This window comes from Polynucleobacter sp. AP-Kaivos-20-H2 (assembly GCF_018882215.1).
GTDB lineage: Bacteria > Pseudomonadota > Gammaproteobacteria > Burkholderiales > Burkholderiaceae > Polynucleobacter.
On sequence record NZ_JACVOX010000011.1, the window covers coordinates 1 to 1174 of the forward strand.

At 45.5% G+C, this 1174-nt stretch carries 1 protein-coding gene; it reads right to left on the minus strand.

Translation table 11 applies throughout. From position 1 onward, the window contains the following. Positions 1-1174, minus strand: a 1174-nt coding sequence (locus tag ICE89_RS11650) for a beta strand repeat-containing protein (RefSeq protein ID WP_370625372.1), incomplete at both ends; no start/stop codon positions are given.

A 1174-nucleotide genomic window follows, 5' to 3' on the forward strand; every position in this document is an offset into this window, starting at 1 on the left:
GTATCAGAAGAAAGGTATGAAGTACCGCTTCCATTGGCCTGCGTATTAAATGTGTAAGTGATCGTTGGTGCTGAGCCATATGTTGGCGTATCAGAAGAGCCAAAAATGACATATAGCGAAGGTATTGTGCTGCGGTACTTGAGATAGTAACCAGAGCTTGCTGATTGCGTATCACTAGTAGTTTTGGAGTAGGTAATGAAATTAGTTGTTTGACCTGCGGTAAACGCCGATAAATTAGTGCTTGAAGTCGGTGTTCCAGAATACAAAGCAATGATTGCGCCACTACCTGCCGTAATAAAGCTCGATGAACTGCTACCTAAAATAATATTGTAGGTGGTGTCAGAAGTCGTACCGTTATAGCCCGCTGCTAATTTAATTGCTGGCGCTGAAGTGACAGCTGAAGTACTGCTAGTTGTTACGGCATTGTTAACCGTTAAGTTACCAGTGCTTGTTTGTACTAAGATTGTTCCGGTTGATGATAGACCTGAGTAAGTTGTGCCACCAATGGTCATCGACCCAATGATCAGCGCCTGGTTATTAGTAATGGAGAGTGCTCCAAGACCTGATCCTGAAGCAATGGTTGACAGTGTATTAGTAGCGCTGCTCAGAGTGATAGCTTCGCTACCAACAAGCGCTAAGTTATAAGTACTTGCAGTAGAACCGATTGCGCCACTCACAGTAATAGCACCTGCTGTACTACCCATTAATGCATCAGAACCTAAAGTAATTGCACCACTATAAGTACCACCTGTTGCTGAACTATTAGTGAGCGCTCCACCACTTGAGATACCAGTACCGTTTAGGGTTAAGGCATTTGCATAGGTCAATGTTTTGCCATTGAGATCAAGTGCAGCGCCGCTATTAACAGTAATGGCACTAGAAGCTCCTCCAAAAGCTGCAACACTACCTGCTTGTAGCGTACCGCCAGTCACAGTGGTGCCACCAGTATAGGTATTGGTGCCAGCTAGGCTAAGCGCTCCAGATGTATTACCACCGGCAGCAGTGTATCCAGTACCGGTGTTGTAAGCCACTGCAGTAGATCCACTAATTGCACCACTGACTGCGCTAGTAGTTGCTTTAGAGTTAATGGTTAAGGTAGTGATATTAGAAACTGAACTACCAAGCGTAGCTGCGCCTGTACCCGAGTTGATGGTGAGGGCGTAGGAGTTTTGGG